The following is a 23,624-nucleotide window of genomic DNA, read 5'->3' on the forward strand; positions in this document are numbered from 1 at the left end:
AAATCCTGAAGGATTTAAATAGTCGATCCTGAAAAAATCAAATTGAAGCTGCAACATCACACGGGCCGGACCTTTGTGCATTGTTTCTCTTCTTTGCTGCAAATGGGCCATATGATAATACGGGGACATCAAAATAACCGCCTGCGATAAACCAATAAATATCAGGCCAAGTTGGCAGGCCATACCCATGCAGCGCATTCATTCAACAATACACAAAGGTCTGATTACAATTTGCAAGGGAGTTTGACTTTTTTGTGCGTTTTCTTGCAAATTGTACTATGCCTTTTCTACTGTTTTTTCAATATTACAATACTTTTCGTGTTTTTCAGGATCGACTAAATAGTGATAAGGAAATTTGGTGTTCATTTTAAGGAACCTAAAAAATAATGGATGAGTCTATAAAATGTGTCGAAAAAACTATGCAGCCCTGGCAGCATACACTATAATAATTGTGTTTTTACGTACACTTTAAGGAGGAGAACCATGTTCCGAAAAACAGTCGGTATTGCTTTGATCCTGGTTTTTTCCCTGACCGGAATCGCTCAGGCGTTAACTAAAATCCCCCAGAAAATGAACTACCAGGGCTATATCACATCCAGTGGTTTGCCGGTCACGGCGGGTCTTCAGATTGATTTTAACATCTATGATGCACCCACGGCAGGTAATCTGCTTTGGTCTGAGACAATTAATCCAGTGACAGTGACCAATGGGATTTTTAATGAAGTGCTGGGTGAAACCATTGCCATTGATCTACCGTTTCGTTCCACCTACTGGCTCACATTTCAGGTCTCGGGAGATACCGAAATGGCGCCCCGGCATAAGCTTACCTGCGCAGCGTATGCCAATGCCAGCCGTAAAATTGTCTATCAGCAGGTGTTGACTGTGGCGGCGGACGGCGGAGATACCATCACTGTCAGCGCAGCCATTGACATGCTCAATGGTGTTGTACCCTTCGGTGCCTTACAGCCGCAACCCAACGCCAATCTCCAATGGGTGATTGAGGTCCAGGCCGGAACATTTAATGAACCGGGGACGAACGGCGGCGGCGGACAAATTATGGTGCCGCAATGGGTCACCATTCGCGGCCGGGGATGGGATGACACGGAGCTCGACGTGCAGGGGATTAAGCTGGCTCCTGGCAGTGCGCTCGAATCCCTGCTCATCCGAACCGGCGGAATGACTACAAGCGTTGATATGAATGCGATAAATATGGCTTACTTACGCGAAGTGAAAATTGAGGCTGATGCGCCGGTAGGACGCGTGGTGGATATGCGAACTTCCCAATTTTGTGAATTGATTGATTGTACTGTGGTGGCGACTGGCGGCGGTTTCAATGTGAATCTTATTGAAATTGATGGATCGGTGGAGACGCGGATTGAAAATTGTGTGGTGGATTTACGTCAATTGGCACCGACCACTAACGGTGGTATTAGTGAAAACATAATTTTTGCCATAGATGTTTTTATTTTGGAAAATACTTTTTTATATACCACCAGCGGTGATAATACAGGAACCTTTGGCGTTGGCACCAATATAGGCAGCAGCGGACGGATCAGCCATAATGTGTTTTATGGGATGTCAAGTGGAAGCGGCAATGAGATTATAGACGTTACCACGGGTGTTTTTCCGGCATGGACAGCACCTGGTCCGGGCACGCACGGTGCATTTAATCAAGCCCTGAATGGCACGGTTTTGGGCGGGTTTTAATTCGTAGAAAGCGGAGAGGAACTTTGGGAAAAAAACGCGCTAGCATCTTCATATTGGCATTAGGCATGCTGCTTGGGATGGAACAGGGAATAGCCGATGCACACCATGGATTCGGTTCGTCGCTTTACGGAGGACGGGATGATGTGCAGGATAGTGCTGGTAATACAGCATCCTCGGTTAATTATGAAGTGATTAGTGCCATTGCGCAGATCGGGATCGGCAGCAACATGGGTGGGAGCACCTATTTTGCAGATGCCGGGTTTTTACGGTACCAACTTTATTTTACGCCGACAGCGACGGTAACACCGACTTGTACGATTACGCCATCGCCTTTACCGACGGCTACTGTGACCTCGACGTTATCCATCACGCCATCACCCTCGCCGTCCGAGTCGCCGACATTCACCACCACACCGTCGCCCCCGCCGTCTGAGTCGCCGACCTCGACATTATCCATCACGCCATCACCCTCGCCGTCCGAGTCGCCGACATTCACCATCACACCGTCGCCCTCGCCAATGATTTCAACTACCAATACCCCAACCGCAACCCCGACTGACACACCGGATGGAACATTAACATTTACACCGACTGTTTCTCCGACATCCAGTATTACGCTGACCGGGACTGCCACACCCACATTCACACCGAGCGGAACCGTTACAATTACAGCATCGCCTACAGCAACACCCACTCCCAGCGGCACACATACTTTGACCGCTACAATGACCGTATCACCGACTGAGAGCAGTACCTATACATATACGCCAACCGTAACTGAAACCATGACATCCACAGCAACCCCGACGGAGAGTGCCACTGTAACGCACACCCCGACCTCGACTGAGACTGCCACAGTGACTGCCTCGCCGACACACACGCCGACCCGGACGGCGAGTGCGACGATCACACTTACGCCTACCGAGTCGGCAACCTATACGGCAACACCGACTATAACCATGACTCCGACAATTACGATTTCGCCCACCATTACGATGACATTAACGGTTTCATCCACGTCAACCATCTCACCGACTGCCAGTCACACGCCGCGTATCACGGCCACACCAACACCGCAGCCCAATGAGGAGGTTGTGGTGATTTACCCCAATCCCGGGAAAATCGGGGACCCGATGTGGATTCAAATTAACATAAAAGATCAAATCTACGCCGATCAATCCTGTTTGGTCCATTTGGAATTTTACAATCCGGCCGGCGAGCGGGTTGCGAGCTTTACAGAAGACTGTTACGCCGGTATGAACTTTTTTACATTCGATACTACCGGGTTGGCGGGTGGTATTTATTTTTACCGGATTATTCTTGATGGGAAAGCCAATGGGACGCGCAAGCTTGTATTGTATAAGTACTAAGCGAACAAGGATTTGAATTTTGTTTGTTTTTGAATTTACTGAGGGCCAAAAATAAAATACCGGCTTTCGGAAATCCCTTCGTTCATTTCCGCAAACATCGCCGCTTAAACATTTATGTTTTTACAGTCGCATAATTTTTTAATATGTTAGCTGCGAATTCCCCGGATTTCCCTGGGAAATCATCCGGGACAGGTAAACCGGGGCTGGAGCGGGATACAGATCATATCCAAATTCTCCGAGCAGATGGATGAGTAAAGGCCGGGATTTCTATTGGTCGCCCGCTTTTTAGAACGGGGAAATTGAACAAACAAAGTTCTTTTGGCGACTTTTTTTTCCGCAAAAACAATTTTTACGGTACTATAAATTGTTTTTAAATCAATGACCATGGGACAAGGGGGCGGAGAATGAGAAAAGTATTTGTGGCAGGCTTTATGGCTGTGTTCATGATACAGGGATGTGCAAGTGTGCCGACTGAAAAATCACCTGAGAAAGGAAACGTGAAGAAAATGGAAGAGGCAAAAGCAACCATCACCGAAGCTGCTATTCAGACCGGCAAAGGGGAAATTGTATTTAAGTTTTATCCCAAGGACGCGCCGAACACAGTTGCGAATTTTACCAAGCTGGCGCAAAAAGGATTTTATGACGGTCTGACTTTTCATCGCGTGGAACCTGGATTTGTCATACAAGGCGGAGACCCCAAAGGGGATGGTACCGGCGGGCCGGGATATACAATTAATGCGGAGTTTAATAAACAGTCGCATATTACAGGTGCGGTTGCCATGGCACGCAGTATGGACCCGAATTCAGCCGGGAGTCAGTTTTATATTTGTTTGGGACGCGCACCTCACCTTGACGGTAATTACACCGTCTTTGGTCAAGTAACAAAAGGAATGGATGTGGTGCAAGCCATACGTGTTGGAGACAGCATGACAAAAGTAAGCGTGCGTTAATGTTGACGTGTTGTTGGATAAAATAATTGAGTTGTGAATCGTGCGGCAGGTTGATTTTTTAAAATAGTTGGCCGATTAAACTTTTTTTGGAAAGTTACGATACTCATGATATGAAAAAAGATGAATAAAAAAAATACAAAACTTTTAAAAAAGTATTTTGAAAGTCCGCATTGTATGATATAAATAAATTAACGCGATGATTGTTAAAAAAATAAAAACATTGCGCAAGAAAAGGAGGTGAGAGAATGGCAGTGAAAAAAGCGGCGAAAAAAAAGGTGGCTAAGAAAAAAGTAGCGAAAAAGGTTGCTAAGAAAAAAGTAGCGAAAAAGGTCGCCAAGAAAAAAGTAGCAAAAAAGAAAGTCGCTAAAAAAAAGAAGTAAGATAACACCAGTAGGTGAAGTTATATTTATAAAAACCGGGGAAATGATTTTGTTTCCCCGGTTTTTATTTTTGGCGGGAAACAATCTTGACAGATTGGTTATTGCAATGTATTGTCGTTAACAACATACCGTGATGAATCCTTTAAACTGGTTCTGCGAGACCAAAAAGGGTGATAAGCATATGCTGGAAGCAGCCGCAAAACCTCCCTTTTGAAAATGCCGGGGAGGTTTTTTTCATTTCGGGAATTTTGGTGCGAACCGGCTGAAAAAAGCAATGCGGATTGTTTTGCATCAGGTGTCGGTGTATGCGGAAGATGCTACAATGCTTGCCGACGATAAACCGGGAATTGGAGGAGAGTGCCGTGTCCGTTTTGAAAAAAAATCAAATCATGGATGCAGAAAATATCCGCAGAGCCATTACACGGATCGCGCATGAAATATGCGAGCATACCAAAGGGGTGTCAGATCTTGTTTTGATTGGTATTCTACAGCGCGGCGATATTTTGGCTGAGCGGATTGCGCAGCAGATTGAGAAAATTGAGGGAACCCCGCCCCCGGTGGGCGCACTTGATGTGACGTTTCATCGGGATGATACCATGACGCACAGCGGCCGGAATGCAAATAAAAAACCGAGTCATATTCCTTTTGATCTGGACAATAAGCATGTTGTGTTGGTTGATGATGTTTTGTATACCGGACGAACGGTCCGTGCGGCAATGGATGAGCTCAATGATTATGGGCGGCCGCAGAGCATTCGGCTGGCGGTCATGGTTGACCGTGGACATCGCGAACTGCCAATTCATGCGGATTTTATTGGGAGAAATGTGCCCACATCGCATCTTGAAAAGATTGGTGTTGATCTGGTTGAAACAGCCGGCAAAGATAGTATTGTGTTGGTGCAAGCCAACCTTGAGGAAAGTCAGAAAGGGGCGTGAGGTCTTGGAATTTAATCGGAAAGATCTTTTAGACCTGGAAGAATTGCAGGTGGAGGAAATTGTTCGAATTTTGGATACGGCGGCCTCATTCAAAGAAGTCGTGCAAAGGCCGATTAAAAAAGTCCCGGCATTGCGGGGAAAAACGGTTATCAATTTATTTTTTGAACCTTCCACGCGGACGCGAACGTCTTTCGAACTGGCGGCCAAACGTCTTTCGGCGGATGTTGTTAATTTTACCGCCTCAGCGTCATCCCTGGTGAAAGGTGAATGTCTGCTGGACACAGTTCGCAATATTGAAGCCATGAATGTTCAGACAATCATCATGCGGCATGGTTGTTCCGGGGCGGTTCATTTGGTTGCCAAGCACAGCAAAGCTTGTGTGGTTAATGCCGGCGACGGCACCCATGCGCATCCTACTCAGGCATTGTTGGATATGTATACGATTCGGGAGTGTAAGAAAAAATTTAAAAATTTGATTGTGACCTTGGTGGGGGATATTACCCATTCCCGGGTAGCCCGTTCCAATATTCATGGTTTGCTGAAATTGGGCGCTACGGTGCGCTTGGTTGGGCCGGCGACCCTGGTCCCCAAAAGTTTAACCCGTCTGGGGGTTGAGATCCATCACCGCCTTGAGGATGCAATCGCGGATACGGATGTTATTAATATTTTGCGCATTCAACTGGAAAGACAAAACGGGCAATATTTTCCCAGTGCGCGCGAATATGCCAATCTCTATGGGATTAATGCCCGCCGGCTAAAATTGGCCAAACCCGATGTGCTGATCATGCACCCGGGACCGATGAATCGGGGAATCGAGATATCGCCCAGAGTTGCTGATGGACCCAATGCGGTTATTTTAGATCAAGTGACCAACGGCGTGGCGGTACGCATGGCGGTACTTTATCTGCTTTCCGGAGGTACATCTGATGAAACAAGTGATTAAAGGAGGAAGAATTCTCGATCCGGCAACCGGCCATGATGCCGCAGGTGATCTTTGGATTGAGCAGGGTAAGATTACGGAAATCACCCCTCCTGGGGCAGTCAAACCAAGCAAAGAAGATACGGTTATTGATGCAGCCAATCAGGTGGTGGCTCCGGGGTTGGTGGATATGCATGTACATCTGCGTGAGCCGGGATCCGAATACAAAGAAACCATTGCATCGGGAACGCGGGCAGCCGCAGCCGGTGGAGTGACCAGTGTCGCCTGTATGCCCAATACGAATCCCCCGATTGATAATTTGGCCATGGTGGAGTTGGTTCTTTCCAAAGCGAAATCTCAGGGGGTGGTGAATGTCTATCCCATCGCCGCGATTACCAAAGGGCGGGAAGGAAAAAACCTTACCGAGATGGGTGAACTTAAATTCGCCGGTGTGGTAGCGGTTTCTGATGATGGCGATCCTGTATCCTCACCGACTTTAATGCGTTCGGCGATGCAGTATGCCGGTATGCTGGACCTGTTGGTCATCAATCATGCTGAAGAAAAATCCTTGTCCGGCAAAGGGGTGGCGCATGCCGGTTTTTATGCAACCAAGTTGGGGTTGGGCGGGATTCCGCGCTCGGCCATGGAGGTGATGATCGCCCGGGATATTTTATTGGCGGAAGAAACCGATAGCCGGATTCATATCCCGCATGTTTCCACCTGCGGGGCCGTGCGTATGATTCGCGAAGCCAAGGCACGCGGCGTGCAGGTTACGGGCGAGACCGCGCCGCATTATTTGGCGCTGACCGATGAATGTCTGGCTGGTTATGATACTAATGTGCGGGTGAGTCCGCCGATTGCCGAAGACACGGACCAGGCAGCCTTGATGACAGCCATTGCGGACGGAACATTGGATGCTATTGCGACCGACCATGCTCCGCATTCACGCCGGGAAAAAGAAATGGAGTTTGCGCTTTCCGCACCGGGCATATGTGGTCTGGAAACATCGTTGTCATTGGTGTTGACCACCATGGTGGCGACAGGAAAAATTTCTCTGCTGGATGCATTGCGGACTATGAGTTTTAATCCTGCAAAAATCCTTAAGATTCCTAAAGGGACACTGGCCAAAGGTGCTGATGCGGATATTGTGATTTTTAATCCGGATACCGAGCGGGAAGTAAAGGCGTCAGCGTTTTTCAGCCAGTCGGATAACACCCCGTTTGATGGGTGGAAAGTCAAGGGCGTGGTGCACCGGACCTTGGTGGCAGGTGTAACTGTTTTTGAGAATAATACTATTTGAGTGAGGCGTTTTGTGAAAGCAGCAATTACCTATGTCCGTAAATCCGGACTTTATAATTATATTTCCCTGGCAGTGCCGGCGATTGCCCGCAAGGCCAAACCGGGTCAGTTTGTGGAAATTCAAATTAAGGGAACGGGTGCGCCTTTTTGGCGGCGGCCCTTTTCAATTTGTAATGCCCGGGAAAATTATCTGGAGTTATTGATTAAGACGGTGGGCCCGGGGACAGGTCTGATTGCCAATATGCAGTCTGGCAATCAGATGGATATCACCGGGCCGTTTGGCAATACGTTTACCCTGCCGGGCAAAGCTCCGGTTTTATTGGTTGGTGGAGGATTTGGAGTGGCACCGCTTTTCTTTTTAGCCAACCGGTTGCGCCGAACGGGACGAGACGTCGAAGCATTAATCGGCGGACGAACCGCGCAGGACCTTTTATTACGGCATGCCATGCAGCGTCTCGGGGTAAAAGTTTTCTGTTCGACCAATGATGGTAGTTTTGGCACCAAGGGATTGATTACACAGGTACTTCAACAGAGATTGGACGTATTGGGCGGGAAACCCCGGCTGGCAGCTGCGGGTCCGAAAGCGATGCTGCGCGCAGTGGCTGATGTGGCGAAAGCGTATGCCGTTGTCGCACAGGTTTCATTGGAAGAGGTGATGGCTTGCGGTATGGGGGTTTGCAACGGTTGTGTTGTGAAAATTGCCGGGGAGTATAAGCGGGTTTGTAAAGACGGGACAATATTTAATGCGGATGAGGTGGATTGGGACGTATGACAAAAAAAACACAACCGAATCTTAGTGTCACGGTAGGCGGTATTCGTTTGCGAAATCCGGTTTTGCTGGCGTCGGGAACCTGTGGATACGGAACTGAGCTGCGAGACTGGGTGGATTTTTCTGCGATCGGTGGTTTGGCGGCAAAGAGTGTGACTCTGCATCCTCGCGCGGGAAATCCCATGCCCCGCGTAGCAGAATGCCGGTCGGGTATGCTCAATGCCATCGGTTTGGCCAATGTAGGCATTGATGTATTTTGTGAAGAAAAAATGCCGGTATTGAAAAAAATGCCCTGTGCGGTCATTGCCAATGTTGCCGGGTCAACACCTGAAGAATATTTGCAGGTCGTTAAAAAACTTAACCGGACGCCCGGGGTTGATGGGTTGGAAATAAACGTATCCTGTCCCAATGTACATGCCGGCGGGATTGAATTCGGCCGGGACCCCAACGTGCTGCAAAAACTGGTAGGGCGTTTGCGGCGTGCAACCGCCTTGCCATTGTGGGTGAAGCTTTCGCCGAATGTTACAGATATCATCAGTATTGCCAAAGCAGCGGAAGCGGGCGGTGCCGATGCCTTGACCGTGATGAATACATTGATCGGCATGCAGATTGATATTGTCAAACGTCGTCCGGTACTTGCCAACCGGACCGGCGGATTATCCGGACCGGCTGTAAAACCAGTGGCACTGCACCTGGTGTATAAAGTCAGCCAGGCTGTCGCCATCCCGGTTGTGGGTGTGGGGGGGATTGAATTGTATACGGATGCGCTGGAATTTATTCTTGCGGGTGCGACCGCGATTCAGGTCGGCACGGCAACCTTTCGTAATCCGGCAGCTGCCCGGGAAATCGTATCCGGGTTGAGCACATACTGCCGAAAGCATGGTATTTCTAAAATCCAGGAAATTATTGGAGCTGCGCAAACGTGAGCATTCAATCCATCGTGGGAATCATTGTTGCGGCAGACGTGGCGGTATTTCGTTTTATAAACGACACATTGTTTGTGCGGTGGATTGGGGATGTCATTTTCTTTATCGGCCGGGATCAAATTATTTTGCTTGTGCTGCTCGTTGCCGGGGCAGGGTATGTTTTTTTGACGCATTGGAAGAAAGTATTACAGGTTATGGTCTGGGCGGCATTGGCGGTTGTGGTGTCCAATTTTTTGCACAATCATTTATTAAAATTATTTTTTAACCGCCAGCGCCCGTTTATAAAGCTTTCCGAAGTGCATCTGTGTGTGCCGCTTAATGATCTTTCGACTGTTTCACTGTCTTTTCCGTCAACCCATGCGGCCAGTGCGGCTGCATTGGCAATCGTGGTCATGAAAATGGATTCGAGGTTGCGCTGGCCGGGCACAGTGTTTGCACTGGTGATTGGGGGGGGGACAATTTATTCGGGCGGGCATTACCCTTTGGATGTTTTGGCAGGCTATATCATCGGAAGTGTGATCGGCGTGTTGCTTTATCGCATCAGCCGGGTGATCTGGCCGGCATGAGGGGAATACCATCATGCATTGCTTTTATTCATACGAACACGAAAAATCCCGGATGATTTACCTTAGGTGCTGCTTGGCAAATCGTTTTATTCTGACCGCTACTATCGTTTCGTAAGAATAAAAGTAATGCGTGATGGTATTTGAGTGTTGGTGAAAACGTAACGCGGTAAACATATTCCCGGTGAGTATTCTTTTTGTTCATGCAAGCTACGACATCAAGGAATCGGCACAAGTATTTGTAAAGCAGCAGTTATTGTGAATTTACCGGGTTTTCGTTTTTGCAGGAACAAAAAGAATACTCACCGGGAATGGTTTTCAGTATGCCGGAGGATGCGGGTTGAATCCTTCAGAAACCGTTTTTAGTATTGCACAACGAAAAAGCCTGGGAATGAATACCGGGTGCTGCTTGGAATACAGTTGGTTGCTGAGCGGAAACTTTTTGTGCAACACTGAAAACGGTTTCTGAAGGATTTAGACAGTCGTTGGTAGGTTGTCTTACCGGGAATAGCCGTGTTCCAGTATACGGGTGGGTGAAAAAATCAGGAGTGATTACATGCAGAATAAAATTATTCGTTGGGGATTGGTTGTTTTGCTCGGGAGTGTTGCCGTTTGGCCGGTGACAGGCGGGGCGGAACAGACGCCGGCAGCAGCTTCGGCCGTGCGCAGTGTCCAAATGATTCCGGTGCTTTGTTATCATCGCTTTGGACCTTACGGCGCCAAGGATGCTTATTCTGTTTCAAAAGCGGAGTTCTCCGGGCAACTGGAAATCATCCGGCAAGAACAGTGTACGCCGATTACCGTAACCGAGTTGGCCCGCGTCATGCGTGGAAAATCCGAACTTCCGGAAAATCCGGTTTTGATTACCATTGATGACGGATACCGGGATTTTTTAAGCCAGGCCAAACCCCTGCTGGATCAGTACGGTTATCCGGCCACCTTATTTATTTACACTGATTTTGTGGGTGCCCGCTTGGGTCTGAAAAAATATGAATTGCAGGCATTGCAGGCAGAGGGCTTTGATATCGGGTCGCATTCTGTTTCTCATCCGAAATTAAATCGATTGAAAAAAGGCGAGACGCAGGCGGCATGGCAAGTACGCATGAAAAAAGAATTGGCAGGTTCCCGGGAAAAATTATTAGCCTGGTCACAAGGCGAGGTGTTGGGGATGGCCTATCCTTATGGCCTATGGAATGCTGAGATCGCGGAAATCGGTCAAACAGCTGGATACGAGTTGCTGTTTACGGTGAATCCGGGAACCAACATACTTAGCAGTGAAAAAAAGTGTCTCAAAAGAAGTATGGTTTTAAGGGGGACGCGCAAGAGTACATTTCGCGCCATGTTGCATGTCCGCGATTTAACCGTGATGTCATGGAATCCTGAGTTGGGCGAGGTGACGCACGGTTCGCTGGCGGGAATAAATTTGGTTGTTGAAAGAACGTTGTGGCCGCTGCTTGACCCGGCCAGTCTGCAGGCAACAACGGGCCAAACGGTGATTCCTACACGTTACGATACACAAAGCGGCAAAGTCGTGATGACCTTTGCCAAACCATGGACACGAGGGACGGATTTAATCGTCTTGACGGCCCGAGACCGCAAGGGTATGCTGCACTATAAACAAAGCCGGTTGGTACAAGTAGTTTCGGCAGATGAATAGAAAGGAATACAGGGAATGATTCCATTAAAGGATCGTTTGTTTGTTGCGTTGGATGTGGATGATATCCGCGCGGCTGATTTGTTGATGAATAAGATGCAGGGTGTTGTGAGTCAGTATAAGCTTGGCGCACAGTTGCTCTCGGCGGCAGGACCTGAAGCGGTGATGCATGTTCGGCGCAGGGGTTTCGGTGTTTTTTATGACGCTAAATTTCATGATATTCCCAATACGGTGGCCTCGGCAGTTACATCCGCCTGCCGGATTGGCGCAACCATCGTCAATGTACACACCACCGGCGGCAAGACCATGATGGCCGCGGCGGCCAAGGCGAGCCGGGATGTTGCCAAGAAACTGCGTCAGTCCAAAACCATGGTGCTGGGGGTCACGGTTTTAACTTCCATCAACCAGCCGGCTTTGGAAAAAGAGTTATGCCTTAAGCGTAAAATCCAGACCCACGTGGTTCATCTGGCCAAGCTGGCGCAATCCGCCGGTTTGGACGGCGTGGTGGCCAGCCCGCAGGAAATCATCGCAATTCGCAAAGCTTGTGGACCGGATTTCATTATTTTGACCCCGGGCATCCGGCCGACCGGATCATCCAAGGGTGATCAAAAAAGAATTATGACGCCCAAGCAGGCGATGGCGGCGGGTGCGGATTATATTGTTGTGGGGCGACCTATTTATCAGGCAACCAATCCATTGCAGGTAGTGCGTTCTATTTATCGTGAAATGGAGGAAGCGTTGAAATGAGTTCTGACTGGGTACGAGAAAAATTTGAAAAAGCCGAAGCGCTTTTAACCGGCCATTTTTTACTGAGCTCGGGAAATCATTCCAATTGCTACTTGCAGTGTGCGCTGGTCACCCAGTACCCCGGATTGGCGCGTGAACTGGCGGACCGGTTGGCTGCAAAGCTGGCCAACAAAGAGATTGATGTTGTTTTGGGTCCTGCGGTAGGCGGTATTGTTTTTGCCCAGGAGATGGCGCAGGCGCTTTCGCGCCAGAGTTGTCCTGATATTCGGGCAATTTTTTGTGAACGGGTGGACGGCAAAATGGCATTGCGGCGCGGCTTTTCGCTTAAACCCGGGGAAAAAGTTTTGGCAGTGGAAGATGTGATTACAACCGGAGGTTCCGTCAAAGAAGCGATAGCACTTGCCAAGACCTTTGATGTGACCATCATCGGTGTGGCCAGTCTGGTTGACCGCTCGGCAACAGCACCTGATTTGGGGGCTCCCCTGACGGCGTTGATGAAAGTTCAGGCGGATATCTATTCGCCTGAAAAGTGTCCGCTTTGCAGGCAGGGTATTCCGGCAGTCAAGCCGGGTAGCCGGGGTCTGAAATAACCGGTTTTTTTCAAGGAGGCGGTATGGCAGTTGTAAAAGCAGGCGATACGGTACAAGTGCATTATACGGGGTTACTGGAGGACGGGACGGTTTTTGATACAACGTACGAGAAGGATCCGCTCCGGTTTACCCTGGGGGAAAAAAAAGTGATTGTGGGTGTGGAAAAAGCCATGATCGGGATGACAGTGGGTGAAAAAAAGCGGATCACCCTTTCGCCGGAAGAGGCCTATGGCAGCTATGAAAAAAATAAGGAAGTGGTGATGGACAAGGATAAATTGTCCTGTGGAGATGCGCCAAAAGCAGGCATGTTGGTTGAAATTCGCGGCACAGACGGCGGTTGTGTGGTGACCCCGATTAAATCGATCAATGGCGATAAGATTACATTGGATGCCAACCATCCCTTGGCAGGCAAAACATTGGTGTTTGAAATTGAATTACTCCAGATCATGGGATGAGGAAAGTTTTTTAGGTATAGGAGAAAGCGTATGCATATCAGAATGAAAAAAACGCTTTGGTATCTGGCGCTGACATTTGGATTGAGTTACGGACTGTTCGGCATTGTATTCGCGCTGGTTCCGGGAGAAATGCATAAGAAAATACTGATGCCCCTGTCCCTGGTTTATATGTTTATGCCCATGGTGGCAGTCTTGCTTGTCCAGAAAGTTGTTTTTCGGGAACCGTTTAAAATTTCCTTGGGAATATCTTTTCGCTTCAACCGTTGGTTTGTAGTGGCTGCACTTTTGCCGCCGGTCATTGCCTTGCTGACACTGGGATGCTCATTGTTTTTACCTGGGGTGACATTTTCCTGGGAAATGGAGGGAGTGTTTGCGCGGTTTGCCAACCAGATTACCCCCGAGCAATTCAGCGTTATGCAGGCCCAAGCTCAGGCCTGGCCCATACACCCTTTTTGGCTGGCACTTTTTTCAGGGATTTTGGCCGGCGCCACCATCAACGCAGTTGCCGGATTTGGTGAGGAACTGGGCTGGCGGGGTCTTTTACAGAAGGAATTGAATTTTCTGGGATTTTGGCGTTCATCGCTTATGATCGGATTGATTTGGGGCATCTGGCATGCGCCTATCATCTGGCAGGGTCATAATTACCCCAGCCATCCGCGCGAGGGTGTTTTTTACATGATTTATTTTACGGTTTTACTCTCGCCGCTGTTTGCCTATATCCGGGTTAAATCAAAATCCGTGATCGCCTGCGCCATCATGCACGGAACCCTCAACGGTACGGCCGGAATATCGTTTATGTTGATTAAAGGCGGGAACGATCTTTCGACCGGGATTACCGGGATAGCCGGATTTATTGTTCTGGCAATGGCCAATGCAGGACTGCTGGTTTATGACCGTTTTTTTTCTAAAGAGCCGGTGATTTCCACCTTTAAAAATACAGCGGTTTAAAAAACCCCTCCCGGGGCACCGGAAGGGGTTAAGAGGGGGAAGCCCCTCGCTTATCCCTCTTTTGTGCTCCAAAAGAGGGGAATCACGCAGTCTGTCGTTGTTTGCATCTATTAAAATAGTAGTCCTGTTTATTCATTCGGTCAAGTGTCAAATATAGAAATATATTTTTGCACAGCTAAGCCGGCCCATTATTTAGTCATACAGAAAAACTGTCTTTGCGGTTATTGCAATGACGTTATTGCTGTTTTTTCAGGATTAACTATTTATTGTTTTATAAAACAAATACCCTCAGTAGTTTTATTCATTGAGTTTCCCTCTCCCGGCGTGTAGAATAATTTCAGCTTAACAATCCAAGCGGGGAGGAACCAACCATGCGCAAATATCTCAGCACGCTTGAGGACGAGACAACCCAGCGGAGTATTGAAGAATATTTGGGTGCGTTTACCGAGAGTTTTAAGCTTATTTTGCAGCAAAATCCAGTCGAGCGAATGGGGTATGCTGTTTTGTTGGCATCCAAAACCGCGTTGCGGCTTAAAGCTGCGAATCCCAAGCTAAGAGAACATGAAATTGCCGGCCGTCTTCAGGTTATTGCCCGAAATGTCCGTTTGACCACGATTCTCAATGACCTTACACCGGAAGAAAAACGTATTCTTCAGCTTCATCCAATGAATCCCCTGGGTATTAAGAAAAGCAAATCCGCAACATCGCCGGTGCGGCAAAGCGTTCGCCGGCTGGGACATAAAAAGTCAAAAAAAACAAAAAAAGCCGGCACCCGGAAGCGTGTCTAAATTATATTGGTGTGTCATACTATCCTGCCTGCTCACCCTCGGGGGGGTGATGCTGAGCGGGAGTGGTTGTCGCCGTCAGCCGATCGAAGCAGTTCCTGCCTGGACAAAACATTCTTTAGAATCCGGACCGAATGTCCGTGTGCGCCTGATTAGAAAAAAATATTTTGACAATGCCTACATTGACGGGATATCAGATGGTGTAATTTTACAAAATGCCAAAGGCGAGGCGATCCCTATCCCGAAGGGAACCCACCGGGTCTATTTTAAAATGAAAAAAAATCGTGTGGTGGTCGCTTTTAATCGGCACAAAGCGGCATTTGAAAAAGCGGAACGTTATCAACAGGTTTGGGTTCGCATCCGGAACAATAAAATAAAAATATTTAAAGTACATATCCCGTCGCAGCGCTTCATCTGTGACTATGAGGCGAATATATTGGATATTTCCATTAAGTATGGACGGATGGCGATTATTAATCACCTGCCGATGGAGATGTATTTGGCGCGCGTCATTCCCGAAGAGATGGACCCGGAAAATTTTACATTAGAAGCACTCAAGGCGCAGGCGGTGGTCGCCCGGACCTGGGCTTTGAAAAATCTCAAGCGCCATAATCGCTACGGATATGATTATTGCGATGGTCCTCACTGTCAGGTGTATAAAGGCCGCAAGCAGGTTTCCCGCCGGGCAGAGCAGGCTGTCAAGATGACCCTTGGCGAGGTGATCACATACAACCATCGTCTGGCGGAAGCTTTTTATCACAGCACATGCGGGGGGAACACAGTCTATGTCGATGAGGTCTGGGCTAATCGACGTATTCCGTATTTGATGCGGGTGGAGGACCGGTGGAAACCCGGGAACCGTCCTTATTGTTCGCAATCACCTTATGCACAATGGCGTGTGCGTTTGTCGTTGCGCCGGGTGGAGCGGGCTTTGGTAAAAGCGAAGATCATCGCAAAGCAGGAAAAATTGATCACGGCCAGTGTAGATTTTATTAACCGCTCCGGGCGTGTGCTTAAAGTGCGCATTAAAACCGATGAACAAGAAGTGTTCATGACCGGTTATCAGTTTCGCCGTGCCATTAATCGCGAATTCGGACGGCGTAAAATGTTCAGTGATTTTTATCGGCTGGAGACAGACGGCAACCAATTTCGTGCAGTGGGGAATGGCCTGGGGCATGGTGTCGGGCTCTGCCAGTGGGGTGCACGGGGGATGGCGCAGCATGGTTTTGGATATGCAGAAATTTTGTTGCACTATTTTAACGGGACACAGCTTGGCGGCAATTATGGATTGGCGTCCGACACACCTTCAGACGTGGAATCAACCACCCAAAATTCACATGCGGAAATAAAATAAACCGGTTTATCCAGCGCGTCACCGGTTGGCAGCATTTCGTTATTTTGTTTGTCCTGAAGTGCGATCTGGACCTGATAACGTCCGGGGGTTATTTGTTTTGGGACAGGCAATTGGTAGGTCTCATGCAGGATCGAACGAGCGTGAAAGCGTTCCCGCAAACCGTTTCCACCCAATAATCGAGCTTCTTTCCAAACGGTCTTGGCCTTCTCCGCGCGGGGGCTTTCCGGCCGGCCGGTTGCCGGAACAATTCTAAAAAGAACCAGGATTTTTTTATCCTGCAATGGAGTTAATTTTTGCCAGGTCAGGGTGATTTTCAGCAGCGCAAATTGGTGTATCCGCTTGACCGGTTTGTGTAGTTGGGCGGAAACCAGCCTGAATTTACCGTTAAAATCACGGATAAACGTTTTGGTCAGGGGTTTTCTGTCTGTCACCCGATCCTCGTTCGCGCGGCGGCGGATGCGAAACACGGATAAAAACTGTTTGTCCCGGGGCGTCTCCCAGTAGGCAAGCGGCGCGTGTGCCTCTAAAACTTGCAAGGATTGCAATAGAAATTGCAGGGTCGGTTTAGGTTTCATAGGCCGGGTTAGAAGAAATTGGTGGGTGCCCGGACGGGTTTTGCGTGAAAGGATGCGGATCCACTCGCGGGAGAAAGTGATTTCTTTTAAAAAGCGTTGCTGCGGTGTCTGACCTAGGGTCCGAAAAAAAGGATTTTGATCAAGCTGCATATCCGGCCAGCTCTTTGAAAAGGACTTGAAGAAAAGGTCTTGCCGAATATCCATGTGAATTTGTACATAGGTGAAGGGGAACTGCCATTGGGCTCTGGGGAAATACAAGGCTGCGTTTTCCGGAAGTGATTCCATAAAACGTTGGGTCTGGATTAAGGTGCTGTCCGGGTTGGCGGCTTGCGGTATATGTTTTTTTAACAAGCTGTAACTTTGGATAAATGCCAGCAAGGGAATGCACAATACGACCATGATTCCAAACCAGGTAGGCTTGAGACGATGCTGGATCTTTGAAAGCTGCACGTCGGTATGACCAAGAATTTGATAGCAGTACTCCAGACCAATGAAGCTCCAAAAGGCACAGCCCAGCGATAGGTTTAATCGGGTTATATGTGTATGTTCTTGTAAAAGCAATAATTCGCCGCCCAGGGCACACAGCGGAAGAATGGCCAGGGTCAATCGACCGGCGGAATCAATGCCCGAGGTCGTAGTCCCCGGCTGGCGCAGGAGGGCGGTTCGCAGGTTGAGCAGCAACCCGAAAATAATCACCATCAGAGGAAAAAACGGATAGGTCATCGCAAAGCCAACCACGGTTTCCCAGAATTGCCGCACTGCGGCATGGAAATTTTTAATCATCAATAAGGTCTGTGCACCATCGGAACAGTAACTGACGAACCAAAAAAACAGCGCTTTCAAAGATTCCGAGGGCGGGGTTATTCCCGGCAGGGAAACCAAATCCGGATTGAACAGGGCATTCGGAGAAAGTAGCCGCAGGGGAAGATAAAGGTAAGGCAGGCAGGCACCGGCGAGTGCACTTATAATAACCAGCCAATAGAGTTTACTCCGGCTGCGCTGCCGGGGCAGACCGATAACCAATCCCATAATCAGTGCGGTGATAACCCAGGCGATCAGAGCGGGATGCTGGGCGCCTGTCAATCCACAGAGAAAAGCCCAGGCGGTCAGCTTTAATTTTAGATTGCGCAGTGAGCGGGGATTTAGAATATCCAAGGTGGTATAGACGCAGGCCGTGATCAGGAAAACAAGAAAGGTGTCGTAGTGTGCCACCAGGGCTGTTTGCCAGAGGAAGGGAGAAAAAAAGAACAGCAATGCGGCGGCCAGACTGATTAGAGAAGAAAAATACAATCGGCGTCCGGTCAGAAAGATGAGTAGTGCGGCCAAAGCGGCATAGATTAAACTGGCAAAATTAATACGCCAAATTTCAGAGCCATAGGGAACCAGCCAGGTAACTAATTTGGTTGCCATGAGGTAAAGCGGATATCCCGGGAACTGGACAATACCCAGGGTGGATACGCCCAGGGTGAATTCGGCAAAATCGTTGCCGAGTAAATCCGTCCCCAGTAAATGGAGCGAGATAATCAATGGCAGTAAAAGAGCCAACAAAGCAAAAATTGGATCAAGCACCGATGCACTGCCGAGTTTTCCTAATACCCGCGTACGGGACGTAACAGGCAAACCGATCTCCTTTATTCCCTGCGGCCCAAACGAGCCGGGGTGTGTGAATCTGCTCATTATACGCATCCCGTATTGAACATGCCATGAAAAATTGGAAAACCTTTTTAACATTCGTGTGCGAGTAGACGTTGACATTCGATTCCAGGGATTTTATAATTTTTCGAATTAGTGTTGTATCAATCGTATTTATTTTGTCTTGCTCTGACGGATTTTTCGCGGGTTTGAAAGCAAAAAAATGATCGGTGAGAAACTTTAAGTGTGTGTCCCAATATTATGAAGGTAGGTGTCTATGCAGCTGGCAGTTCCTTATATTTTAATTTCTCTGTTGATGGCTGATTTTGTTTTTTTAGGATTTTCTGTTGTGCAGGCAAATCCGTTTAAAGCCTGGCTGGCCGTGCTGGGTTATTTTGTACTTTCAGCAGGATTGATGCTACGCAGCATCCCTGGAAAAAACACAAATACGGATGCGTTGAAACACATGCTCTCACAGATGGCGGGAAAAGTATCCGGGGTAATTTTTTCCCGGAAGATTTTGGCTGGTTTAGCGGCACTGCTGTTTTTGATCGGGCAATTTTTTATTTTGGGTGCAGGTCGTTTGAACAAAATTGAAGGGATGGAATTTGCAGCTGCGCTACGCTGGGGGCTGGGTCTGACGATGGGAGGGTTGTTGCTGGCAGCACCGTATTTCATGAAGCGCGCAGGGCGTATTCATGTCACGCCGCAATTGCTGCAATGGTTTTTGGTAACAGTGTTTTTGGGAGGATTTCTTTGGTGGAGTATGCTGTTTCTTCATGCGGCATCTTTTGATTTCGGGGACCACCGCATGTACAGCTTGTTTGATGATGCCATGATTTCGCTGCGCTATGCCCTTAATTTTACAGAGGGAAATGGTCTGGTCTGGAATATCGGGGAACGGGTGGAAGGGTATACCAATCTGCTGATGGTACTGGTGATGTCTATCGGGACATTCTTATTCAGCCCGAATGGCGCAGTCCTGTATACGCATATTGTAGGTGTTGTCTTTATTGTGGTCATTGCTTTTTGTCTTAGGCGCATCGCGGCGATTGTATTGTGTGACGTGGCGGAGGAGCGACGCGGCATTTATGCGGCCATCGCGTTTTTTTTACCCCTGAGCTATTATCCGTTGGTGTACTGGTCGGTTATGGGCATGGAGACCGGTTTGCTTTCCATGCTGGTGACTGCGGCGGTTTTGGTGGTTGTCCGGCCGGTTTCAACCGCGCGGATCAATCCGTTATTTTCCCTGCTGCTGGGAATGATGGTCCTGGTAAGGCCGGACGCAGTCATTCAGGCCGGGTTATTACTCCTTTTTCGTTTTATAACACTGCTGCCGCATCGCAAGGCATTTTTGGTGATTTTTGTAGAAGGCCTGCTTTTCTGTGTTCTGCCGGCAGCCCAATTATTTTTTAGGCACAGCTATTACAATGAATGGCTGCCCAATACCTACACGTTGAAAATGGTGGGATTGGACATCAAGATTCGTGTCCTGGGCGGTTGGGGGTTTATGAAAATTTTCATTCGTTCTGTCTGGCCGGCGTTGTTGCTGGGTACGGTGGGAACGGTTTGGCAGTTTAAAAAAGAAAAAGCACTTATATTGCTGCTAATGCTTTCGGTTATGGCTTACCAGGTTTATGTGGGTGGTGATCCCTGGCCTTACTGGCGCATTATGGCACCCTATTTACCTTTGTTGCTGCTATTAAATATGTCTGCGTTGGAAAGTTTTTTCAGCTGGATGATTGTACGGAAGTTTCAACCGACACCGCGGTTTCAGCGCGCAGGTGCGATTTTAGTTTCTGTGTTGACAGTGTTATTGCTGGTCATTTCGTGGACTAATTTAAAATTCGGGAAAGAAATATATTTTTTAGAGAAACCTTTTTCCGCTCAATACAATGCATCTCATGTGCGGATTGGACTTAATTTAAAAGAAGTCTGCAAACCGGAAGCCACTGTGGGCGTTTTTTGGGCGGGGACCATCCCCTATTTTTCCGGGCTGCGGGGAATTGATTTTTTAGGCAAGTGCGACAAGACCATTGCCAATTTAGAGCCGGATTCCGGGATGAGCGGACATGGTATGCTCAGCATACCGGGGCACAATAAGTATAATCTCAAGTATTCCATCGTCGAGTTAAAGCCCGATTATATCCAGAACTACTACTGGGTAGGGAATGATGAAACCGTGTATGCCAAGGAACACTACATCATGAAAAACAATATGCTGTTTAAAAAAGACTCAGTGAATATCAACTGGGACCGCTTGCCCGATTAATTTTAAGCACATGCCGCAACGATTGAGGGGAAATCCATACGTTTTTTGAAGTTCGAGAAATAAAGGCAGGGAAATATCCTGAATAATAGTAAAGAATAATCGTGGTTTTTTGTTGTACAACCTTGAAAAATTCCGGTTATAATAGCGTAATTTTAATGGCAATTTCGCAATTCGCGAAAATTGAAATAACCGGGAGTATATTCGAAAGGCGGATGATAATGGGAAATGTCAAAGCAAGCCGCTGGATTGATTGTCATGAATACCTGGTAAAAGAATTCGGTCCCCGATGTGATGAAAAAATTCTGGCAGACCTGAGTCCGGAAGATCAGGCGGTTTTTCAAAAAGAAATTCTTCCCTTTCAGTGGCTTGATTACGGTGCGTATCTTCGTTACGTGTTTGCAGCAGACAAAGTGATGGGAAAAGGTGATAATAATCTTGTGGCCTTGAGCAGTCGCTATACGGCGCGCAAGCACTTCAGTGGTATTTATCGTATTTTTATATCTGTTGCCTCGCCGCAATTTGTTCTTAAACGGTCCGCCCGGGTATGGCGGCAATATTTTGATGTCGGAACAATAGAAACACTGGAAGCCGCTGACAAACATGTGTTGGCCAAGTTGACCGGTTATCCCGATATTCCGCTCAATCATGATCTTTCCCACATACCCTTTATGGAAGAAATTTTGACCATGTGCGGTGCGAAAAATCCTAAGGGAAAGCATCCCAAATGTCAGGCACGCGGTGATGATCATTGCCTTTGGGAATTTCATTGGGAGTGAGTAATTCAAACACCTAAGGATTTTCCGGAAATGCGATTATTTAAAAACTTACCCCGATCATGATATTGGGCGACAGCGAGGGTGCATTGACTGCCGCAGCGGCATCTGAATAAGTATAATCAAGCCGCGGATTTACATTTTGATTGTCTGGATAGTAAATCGTATCATGTCCCACCAAGGCACCCGGGACATAGTAGTCCACACCCGCTAAAAACAGCAGACTTAGCCGGCGGTTGATCGGAAAATCACCTTTGAGCCCGAGTCCCAATCCCCATTGCTTGCCGGTAATATCAAAAGCCTCGTTGGCACCGACATAGTGGAAATGGGCATTAAACAAAGCAAAGCGCGGTCCGGCTAAGATTTGAAATTGTATTTTGACAATGGCCACCGGATAAAGGAAAGTCAAAGGCGGTGCTTTAAATTTATGCGGGTCGAATCCGGAAGGTGAACCAACCCCAGAAAAAACCGGCCAACCCGATTATCAAGGCATAAATATCGAGATTGCGAAAATAAAATCTTCGGGTCAGGGAGATGCGTTTTTCCGGCACACCGATTTGGGGGGGCAGGACACGTGGAATCCAACCGTATTTTTCGCGGCGCACCAGGACTTTGTTCCAGACGATTTTGTTAACCTGTTTAATATCTGCCAGCAGGAGGAGATTACCCGGACCGAGGATCATCAGGGGATCAGAGGTGAAATCGGGATTGCGATGGATGACACTTTTTTCTGCAACGGTTTTGACGAAAAGATGCTTGGATTCGAACTGCGCGGCATGTAAATGGGGTGAAAATGTGTTAGGGATAAGACTGAAAATAGTATACGCAAGGATAAAGAAAACAAAAAAACCGAAACCGCCTTTGATGACTTGCATCATACGCAAAGAGATGGTCCTGGGCTTTAATTTGTAAAGCACGTAAATCGTGCCGCTCAGCAGCAACAGAATCAGTATTAACCACAACGGATAGTCTGTGAATAATAAGAGCGGCTTGAGCATCATTAGCGCGAGGGCTTCGTTTTCTCCCAGAAAAAACCGTAAGTAAAGGAACCCGAGCAGCAGAAGGATTGCCAGACCGCACAGTAAATAAATCATCATGGAGAAACGCTGCCTGGGAATCAGGGGCAGTCGGGTAGGCAGTTTGAGGTTTTCAATCAGATCCGGGGCTTGTTCCCAATGACACTGGAAAATTTCCAGCAGTTCACTTTTGCCTTTGGGTTTAAAAGAACCTTTTTCAGTAATGGGAATATCCGTCTCGCCCAGCTGGTTTTTGGTGGCGGAGGAAAATAAAATTTGGCTGCCCCGGCCTTGGCTCTCGATGCGTGAGGCAATATTGACCGTATCGCCATAGATGTCATTGTGTTCAACAATGGTTTTGCCGGTATGCAGCCCGATCCTGACTTTCAAAGAAAAGTTGAGATTGTTTTGCCGTTCTTTTTCCAGGACTTGCTGCATGGCAATGGATGCCTGGATGGCCAGCCGGGGATCTTTAAATGAGGCGAAGATTGAATCGCCGATGGTTTTGATAATGCGCCCGCGGAATTTTTTTACAATCGGGAAGAGCAGCCAGTTATGCCGGTCAAGCATAAGCCGCCCGCGAACATCGCCGTGCGTGGCCCAGAACTTGGTGGATTGGACAATATCGGAGAAAAGAATTGTACGTTCTTTGCGTGCCAGATTGATATGGCGGATAATACTTTGGTCATCCCGTTTGGAACCCAAGTTTATAATCCTTCCGATACAGGGATAGGTTTAAATAAATCATCCCCGCACTCCCCCGGTACCCGGCATGCGCCGGGCAAGTGCGCCGGACACGGTACGCCGGGCAAGAGTGCGGAGTAGTCAGGTAACCTTCACCCGTTATCCCTCTCCCTAAAAGGGAGAGGGAATGCGGTAACCCCCGACTAAAGTCCGGGGACTCTTTTGGTATATTGAAATCGGAAGTATCTTATCATTAAACACTGAATTATCAAGAAATATCCGTTTTTTTTGAGGGGGCATGGATTTTTATTTGTTTTTTAA

21 protein-coding genes are annotated in these 23,624 nt (G+C 48.0%); 18 read left to right on the forward strand and 3 right to left on the reverse strand.

Translation table 11 applies throughout. The annotated features are described in order from the left end of the window. Nucleotides 1-483 precede the first annotated feature (483 nt). The 16 genes from K8S19_07520 to K8S19_07595 all read left to right on the forward strand — a co-directional run bounded on the left by K8S19_07520 (nucleotide 484) and on the right by K8S19_07595 (nucleotide 16,351). Nucleotides 484-1,707 (forward strand): hypothetical protein, encoded by a 1,224-nt coding sequence (locus tag K8S19_07520; protein ID MCD4813524.1) that lies wholly within the window; start codon nucleotides 484-486, stop codon nucleotides 1,705-1,707. A gap of 23 nt (nucleotides 1,708-1,730) precedes the next feature. Continuing rightward, nucleotides 1,731-3,077, forward strand: a complete 1,347-nt coding sequence (locus K8S19_07525) for a hypothetical protein (GenBank protein ID MCD4813525.1) — start codon at nucleotides 1,731-1,733, stop codon at nucleotides 3,075-3,077. Between the two features lie 404 nt (nucleotides 3,078-3,481). Beyond that, on the forward strand, nucleotides 3,482-4,027 hold the full coding sequence (locus K8S19_07530; protein MCD4813526.1) for a peptidylprolyl isomerase: 546 nt from the start codon (nucleotides 3,482-3,484) through the stop codon (nucleotides 4,025-4,027). 694 nt (nucleotides 4,028-4,721) lie between these two features. Then, nucleotides 4,722-5,342, forward strand: a complete 621-nt coding sequence (pyrR, locus tag K8S19_07535; GenBank protein ID MCD4813527.1) for a bifunctional pyr operon transcriptional regulator/uracil phosphoribosyltransferase PyrR — start codon at nucleotides 4,722-4,724, stop codon at nucleotides 5,340-5,342. Nucleotides 5,343-5,346: 4 nt separating this feature from the next. Next, a complete protein-coding gene (locus tag K8S19_07540; GenBank protein ID MCD4813528.1) occupies nucleotides 5,347-6,285 on the forward strand; it encodes an aspartate carbamoyltransferase catalytic subunit in 939 nt (312 codons plus the stop codon). Beyond that, the gene (locus K8S19_07545; GenBank protein MCD4813529.1) at nucleotides 6,269-7,561 is read left to right on the forward strand and encodes a dihydroorotase; all 1,293 of its coding nucleotides are present in this window, start codon (nucleotides 6,269-6,271) and stop codon (nucleotides 7,559-7,561) included. Before K8S19_07540 ends, K8S19_07545 begins: the two co-directional genes overlap by 17 nt. A 12-nt stretch (nucleotides 7,562-7,573) precedes the next feature. Next, the gene (locus K8S19_07550; protein ID MCD4813530.1) at nucleotides 7,574-8,332 is read left to right on the forward strand and encodes a dihydroorotate dehydrogenase electron transfer subunit; all 759 of its coding nucleotides are present in this window, start codon (nucleotides 7,574-7,576) and stop codon (nucleotides 8,330-8,332) included. Continuing rightward, nucleotides 8,329-9,255 (forward strand): dihydroorotate dehydrogenase, encoded by a 927-nt coding sequence (locus K8S19_07555; GenBank protein ID MCD4813531.1) that lies wholly within the window; start codon nucleotides 8,329-8,331, stop codon nucleotides 9,253-9,255. Before K8S19_07550 ends, K8S19_07555 begins: the two co-directional genes overlap by 4 nt. Next, nucleotides 9,252-9,821: a phosphatase PAP2 family protein gene (locus tag K8S19_07560; GenBank protein MCD4813532.1), complete on the forward strand. Its 570-nt coding sequence runs from the start codon at nucleotides 9,252-9,254 to the stop codon at nucleotides 9,819-9,821. The genes K8S19_07555 and K8S19_07560 overlap by 4 nt, the downstream gene beginning before the upstream one ends. A gap of 553 nt (nucleotides 9,822-10,374) precedes the next feature. Then, a complete protein-coding gene (locus K8S19_07565; protein MCD4813533.1) occupies nucleotides 10,375-11,475 on the forward strand; it encodes a polysaccharide deacetylase family protein in 1,101 nt (366 codons plus the stop codon). Between the two features lie 15 nt (nucleotides 11,476-11,490). After that, a complete protein-coding gene (gene pyrF / locus K8S19_07570) occupies nucleotides 11,491-12,219 on the forward strand; it encodes an orotidine-5'-phosphate decarboxylase (protein MCD4813534.1) in 729 nt (242 codons plus the stop codon). Continuing rightward, nucleotides 12,216-12,809, forward strand: coding sequence for an orotate phosphoribosyltransferase (pyrE, locus tag K8S19_07575; protein ID MCD4813535.1), 594 nt, complete (start codon nucleotides 12,216-12,218; stop codon nucleotides 12,807-12,809). Before pyrF ends, pyrE begins: the two co-directional genes overlap by 4 nt. 23 nt (nucleotides 12,810-12,832) lie before the next feature. Then, on the forward strand, nucleotides 12,833-13,264 hold the full coding sequence (locus K8S19_07580; GenBank protein MCD4813536.1) for a peptidylprolyl isomerase: 432 nt from the start codon (nucleotides 12,833-12,835) through the stop codon (nucleotides 13,262-13,264). A 30-nt stretch (nucleotides 13,265-13,294) separates the two neighbouring features. After that, nucleotides 13,295-14,212 (forward strand): CPBP family intramembrane metalloprotease, encoded by a 918-nt coding sequence (locus tag K8S19_07585; protein ID MCD4813537.1) that lies wholly within the window; start codon nucleotides 13,295-13,297, stop codon nucleotides 14,210-14,212. Between the two features lie 371 nt (nucleotides 14,213-14,583). Continuing rightward, nucleotides 14,584-15,000 carry a hypothetical protein gene (locus K8S19_07590; protein MCD4813538.1) on the forward strand — a complete coding sequence of 139 codons (417 nt, stop codon included), beginning with the start codon at nucleotides 14,584-14,586 and terminating at the stop codon, nucleotides 14,998-15,000. 49 nt (nucleotides 15,001-15,049) lie between these two features. Next, complete coding sequence (locus tag K8S19_07595) at nucleotides 15,050-16,351, forward strand: SpoIID/LytB domain-containing protein (protein MCD4813539.1); 1,302 nt, start codon at nucleotides 15,050-15,052, stop codon at nucleotides 16,349-16,351. Here K8S19_07595 and K8S19_07600 read toward each other — a convergent pair. Beyond that, nucleotides 16,279-18,603, reverse strand: a complete 2,325-nt coding sequence (locus K8S19_07600) for a DUF2723 domain-containing protein (protein MCD4813540.1) — start codon at nucleotides 18,601-18,603, stop codon at nucleotides 16,279-16,281. The two genes, K8S19_07595 and K8S19_07600, sit on opposite strands and share 73 nt — an antisense overlap. Before the next feature lie 232 nt (nucleotides 18,604-18,835). On the opposite strand from K8S19_07600, the gene K8S19_07605 reads away from it, so the two are divergent. Continuing rightward, nucleotides 18,836-20,830, forward strand: coding sequence for a hypothetical protein (locus K8S19_07605; protein ID MCD4813541.1), 1,995 nt, complete (start codon nucleotides 18,836-18,838; stop codon nucleotides 20,828-20,830). 218 nt (nucleotides 20,831-21,048) lie between these two features. Continuing rightward, complete coding sequence (locus K8S19_07610) at nucleotides 21,049-21,606, forward strand: hypothetical protein (GenBank protein ID MCD4813542.1); 558 nt, start codon at nucleotides 21,049-21,051, stop codon at nucleotides 21,604-21,606. A 40-nt stretch (nucleotides 21,607-21,646) separates the two neighbouring features. On the opposite strand, the gene K8S19_07615 is transcribed toward K8S19_07610, so the two are convergent. Both K8S19_07615 and K8S19_07620 read right to left on the reverse strand, forming a co-directional pair. Further along, nucleotides 21,647-22,012: a hypothetical protein gene (locus K8S19_07615; GenBank protein ID MCD4813543.1), complete on the reverse strand. Its 366-nt coding sequence runs from the start codon at nucleotides 22,010-22,012 to the stop codon at nucleotides 21,647-21,649. Between the two features lie 16 nt (nucleotides 22,013-22,028). Further along, on the reverse strand, nucleotides 22,029-23,324 hold the full coding sequence (locus K8S19_07620; protein MCD4813544.1) for an adenylate/guanylate cyclase domain-containing protein: 1,296 nt from the start codon (nucleotides 23,322-23,324) through the stop codon (nucleotides 22,029-22,031). Nucleotides 23,325-23,624: the final 300 nt, after the last annotated feature.

This window comes from bacterium (genome assembly GCA_021108215.1).
Classification (GTDB): Bacteria; Oederibacteriota; JAAXVQ01; order JAAXVQ01; family JAUVAV01; genus JAIORK01.